5 protein-coding genes and 1 pseudogene are annotated in these 4,292 nt (G+C 66.6%); 5 read left to right on the top strand and 1 reads right to left on the bottom strand.

What is annotated here, in order from left to right; genetic code table 11:
- The 5 genes and pseudogenes from ACZ7NC_RS44645 to ACZ7NC_RS44625 form a co-directional block, all read left to right on the top strand.
- Nucleotides 1-348, top strand: a pseudogene (locus ACZ7NC_RS44645) (ISNCY family transposase); the annotation flags it as partial.
- Complete coding sequence (locus tag ACZ7NC_RS44640) at nucleotides 338-919, top strand: AAA family ATPase (protein WP_471497919.1); 582 nt, start codon at nucleotides 338-340, stop codon at nucleotides 917-919. The pseudogene ACZ7NC_RS44645 and the gene ACZ7NC_RS44640, both read left to right, overlap by 11 nt.
- A 105-nt stretch (nucleotides 920-1,024) precedes the next feature.
- Nucleotides 1,025-1,306, top strand: a complete 282-nt coding sequence (locus tag ACZ7NC_RS44635; protein WP_471497917.1) for a hypothetical protein — start codon at nucleotides 1,025-1,027, stop codon at nucleotides 1,304-1,306.
- Nucleotides 1,306-2,343, top strand: a complete 1,038-nt coding sequence (locus ACZ7NC_RS44630; RefSeq protein WP_471497914.1) for a hypothetical protein — start codon at nucleotides 1,306-1,308, stop codon at nucleotides 2,341-2,343. The genes ACZ7NC_RS44635 and ACZ7NC_RS44630 overlap by 1 nt, the downstream gene beginning before the upstream one ends.
- A gap of 104 nt (nucleotides 2,344-2,447) precedes the next feature.
- Entirely contained in the window at nucleotides 2,448-3,092 is a 645-nt protein-coding gene (locus tag ACZ7NC_RS44625) for a helicase associated domain-containing protein (RefSeq protein WP_471497912.1), read from the top strand.
- A gap of 448 nt (nucleotides 3,093-3,540) precedes the next feature.
- Here ACZ7NC_RS44625 and ACZ7NC_RS44620 read toward each other — a convergent pair whose 3' ends face one another.
- Nucleotides 3,541-4,191 carry a cytochrome P450 gene (locus tag ACZ7NC_RS44620; RefSeq protein WP_471497910.1) on the bottom strand — a complete coding sequence of 217 codons (651 nt, stop codon included), beginning with the start codon at nucleotides 4,189-4,191 and terminating at the stop codon, nucleotides 3,541-3,543.
- Nucleotides 4,192-4,292: the final 101 nt, after the last annotated feature.

The following is a 4,292-nucleotide window of genomic DNA, read 5'->3' as shown; positions in this document are numbered from 1 at the left end:
GCCGCCACCGGCCGCCACCTCGGCTCGGCGTTCCTGGCCGCCGCGGCGAGCCGGGCCGTTCAGGCGGAACGGACCGCGGCCGCCCGCCGACTCAAGGCCGATCTGAAGGCTGCGGAGAAGCTGCGCCGCCGGCGCTTCGAAGCTTCCACCACCGCCGCCCCGCCCCGCCCTCTCACCTCCCCGACCTTTGCGCAGGCAGAGGAAGAACTGGGCGCGGCGGCGCAGACGGACCGCCGCGCGCTGGCCCGTCCCGATCTCGTTCCGCACGGCCCCGCGCCCGATACCTGGGCCCGCCCCAGGACGGCACGCACACCTACTGCTGATGAGGACCAAGCTGATGATCGCTGACCTGGACTACGGACTGCTGCCCGACGAGAGCGAAGACCACTTCCTGGGCCTGGAGCAGGCCCAGTTGGTCGGTACCGACACACTGCTGACCACCCGGGACAACATCGAGGCCGTCATCGAGGCCAAGGCCATGATGTGCGTTTACGGGCCGGCCGGATCCGGCAAGACGATGTCAGTGAACTCCGCGCTGCGCCACCTCGCCCCGGACATCACCCACCGCCTGGAATTACGGGCCGGACCGACCCCGCGCGACATCCGCCACGGCCTGTTCCAGGCACTGGGGCTGCCGGGTGAGCCACCGGCCCGCCCGATCGAGTTCGACACCCTCCTCAAGGAGGCACTCGCCGAGGAGTTCCGGGTCCTGGTCTGCGACGAGGCGCAGTGGATGAAGAAGACCGGGTTCGAGTTCTGGCGCCACCTGTGGGACGACAAACGCACCAACATCGCCGTGATCTTCGCCGGCGGCGACGGCTGCTACAAAGTCCTGCGCCGTGTTTCTATCGGGGTGTTTGAGAGCCACTTCATCGGCCGAAACGGGAGCCACCTCAGCCTCACTCATCGCGAGGGTTAAGGGCGACCTGACCTGCCCACTTGCCCCTGTAGCTGGCTTCTTTGGCCTCAGCCAGTGGCTCCCGTTCTCGCCGATACGGTGGCTCCGAAACGGGCCGATAGAAACATGCGCCGCGAACCCATGCTCGCCTCCAGGATCTTCATCTGGCAGGAGTTCACCCGCATGTCCAAAGACGAAGTACGCGAGACGATCCCCGCCTTCCACCCCATCTGGGCGGACGTGGACACCACGTTGATCGACGCGATCGACAAACAGGCCGCCCACGGCAGCTTCCGCAACTGGGCCAACATCACCACCCACATCCTGTCCGGCATGAAGAAACTGCACCTCAAGCAGGTCGACGAAGACCTCGTCCGCTGGGTCTACAGCAAAATCGGCGGCATGTGATGACAGCCGACGGCCTCCCGGCCGTCACCGTCCTCATCGACAAAGCCGACCACCCCGCATGGACGGCCGCCGCTCATGCCGCACACGACCCGGCTATAGGCCGTCTGACCGTAGACCCCAGCCCTGCCAACGGAGCACCCGCCGCCCTCGCCCACGACGTGCTCTACGCCCTGGGCAAACGGCTCCCCCACGACGGAGAAACCTACGGAACCTGGGCCGACTCCCAACGCCCCGCCTGGGACGCTGTCGCCACCTGGATCCTCACCCACCACATCCAGCATCTCATCATCTGCCGCACCGACCGCCTCACACACGCCCGCTTCGGACAACTGCTCGCACTGCACGAACGCTGCGGCATCCACCTCACCCTCCTCTGGCACCGGCCCGCCAGCCCCGCCCTGAACACGCTCCTCGAACAGACCCCGCACCGCCTCATCGACACCCTCCCCCAAGCCCGTGTGGCCCTGGCCCGCACGGAACGCTCCCCAGACAGCACGCGAAGCACCGGACAACAATGGCCCACCGAACCAGCCTCCAGCCCGGACGACGCGCAGTGGATCAACTCCCCGGCATGGCCGGACGGCGTGGTGACAGACCGTCCTAAACGCGCCGGATGCCCGGGCGCACCCGAACTCACCTCCACGAAGAGCGGCACACCGCCCGCGCGAGGGCAGAGCCGCACACCGGCAGACGTCCTCGCCACCCGGCTGAACACCGTGGCGCACCCCCTGCACGCGACAGCCCTGACCATCCACGCGGTCACCGGGGCAGACATCAACCGGCTCGCGCTGATCCGCGGAATCGACATCAACGAAACAGCGACCGCCGTCAAAATCCACGACAGCACAACCCACCGCAGATGCCGGCTCTACCCACTCCCCACCTGGGCGCGCTGCCTCATACACGCCGCCGGCATCCACGGACAGCTCAAAAACCGTGCCCCGGGCGGCCCGCTCTTCCCCCTCATCACCGTCCAGGACGGCGAACAACTCCGCCTCACCACAGCAGGAATCCGCTACACACTCGGCCACCGGTAGAAGGCGACACCAGCGGACCCTGTCCCAACTGTCAGCACCCAGCCCCTGCCATCACAGCTCTGACCAGCGACAACACTTCTCACGCCATACCGACCAGCAACCAAATGACCCGCATCATCAGCAAAAACGTCAGCACCACATCGGCATCCCTGACAGCAGCCAAGACAACCCACGAAAACCCACTGAACAGCAGAGAGTTCGATACTCACCCACTGACATCACAATGCCGAACCACCACCGACAAAAACCCGCAGATCATCAACCCGGTGTGGCCGGCCGACTGGCAACGCCACTACGCCGCACTACGCGAACTCGTGGCCGACGAAGACGGACAGGCCGGTGAGACCGAGGTGCTGCCCGGGTTCACGGTCCACGGCATGGACATCGGGAAATGGCTGGCCCGGCAGCGGAAACCGGAGGTCTGGCAGGCCCTGACAGACGGGCAACGCGAACGCCTCGAGGCGATCGGCATCACGCCGATCGCCCCGGAGCCGGAGACGCCCACGAAGCCGTCCACGGCGCCCATGGGGGCCTTCGAGAAGGGCGTTGCGGCCCTGGCGCAGTACAAGACCCGTACGGGCTCGGTGACCCTCCCCAGAACCCATGTAGAGGCGGTCGAGGTCGACGGCCAGGAGCACTCCGTCAAGCTCGGAGTCTGGATCATGAACCAGAAAGGGCGCCGCGCGAAGCTCCCCACCGACAAACTCGCGCAGCTGGCCGACCTCGGACTCGAATGGGCAGCTGCCTAGCGTGAATGTGTAGGCGAGCCGCCCCACTCCAGCAGCTAGTGGCAGAACCTCCCACCGGCTGGCGCGTTGTCACTCGTGGAGCGGCTCCACGTGCTCCCAGACATGAAGGGACTGCTGTATGCGTGCTCACCTGCGTTACGTCACGACCGTCAGCTTGGTGCTTCTGGCCGCTGGTGCCACCGCACCCACCGCTCATGCGGCCATCAAGCTCCCCCTGAACTCGTTCACGAACCCCGTCCTGGGCGACTTGAACTCGCTTGACCTTAACCAGGCACTCTCACTGCTCAAGACAAAGACGATGAGGAGCGGGGGCAAGGGGGCCGGACGCTAGGAACCGGGCTCGCGAGGTCACGTGGCCGCCAGCCCGGCAGTTCCTGGTGGCGCATCTGGGCGGGGACGGCAGGATGCCGACTTCGCTAGACCCGTCCCGCGACTCCTCGGACAGACCCTAACTTGCCCCTTCGGCAGGAGCAGGGTCAGCGAGACGGTCCGGCCGGTGGGAGCGGGCTCGCAGTGTGGCGTGCAGTGGTGTGGAGGGATGGAGTTGTAGGCCGACCGTGAGAGCCGGCTTGTGTGGGGCGATGTCCACGTGGAAGCGCTGGGCCAGTGTCGCGACTACAAGTGTTGCCTCCACCAGGGCGAACCGTGCACCGAGGCAGCCGCGCCGGCCGCCTCCGAACGGAAACCAGGCTTGCGGAGGCACGCTCTGTTGAGCGTGCGCGTCCCAGCGTTCAGGGCGGAAGGCTATGGGGTCGGGGAACCAGCGGGCATCCCTGTGGGTCACCCATGGGCTGCACCAGAGCGTCGTCCCGGCCGGGATAGGGACTCCTCCCAGGGCGGCCCCGTCCCGTGCCACCCTCGGCGGGATCATCCATGCCGGCGAGTAGAGCCGCAGGGCTTCCCTGACGATCTGCTGAGTCCAGCGAAGCTTCTCGTAGTCGTCATAGGTCGGGGGACGCCCGTCGAGTACAAGGTTGAGCTCCGCGGCAAGCTGAACCCTGGCGTCGGGCGATGTCGACAGGAGGTACCAAACCCAGGTCAGCGCGGTTGCCGTGGCCGCGTGTCCGGCGGTCCAGAGTGTCACTGCTTCGTCCCGCACCTCCGCGTGTCGGCGTACACGTGAACGTACACAGCCGCGTACGGATGAACGTGCTCAGTTCTTGATGCGGTGAGGTCGGCGCCTCGGCAGTCTGCTCCTGT

The sequence above is a fragment of the Streptomyces sp. NPDC111802 genome (assembly GCF_055634335.1).
The sequence above is the reverse complement of the archived record's forward strand: the minus strand, read 5'-3'. Positions and strand labels throughout refer to the sequence as shown.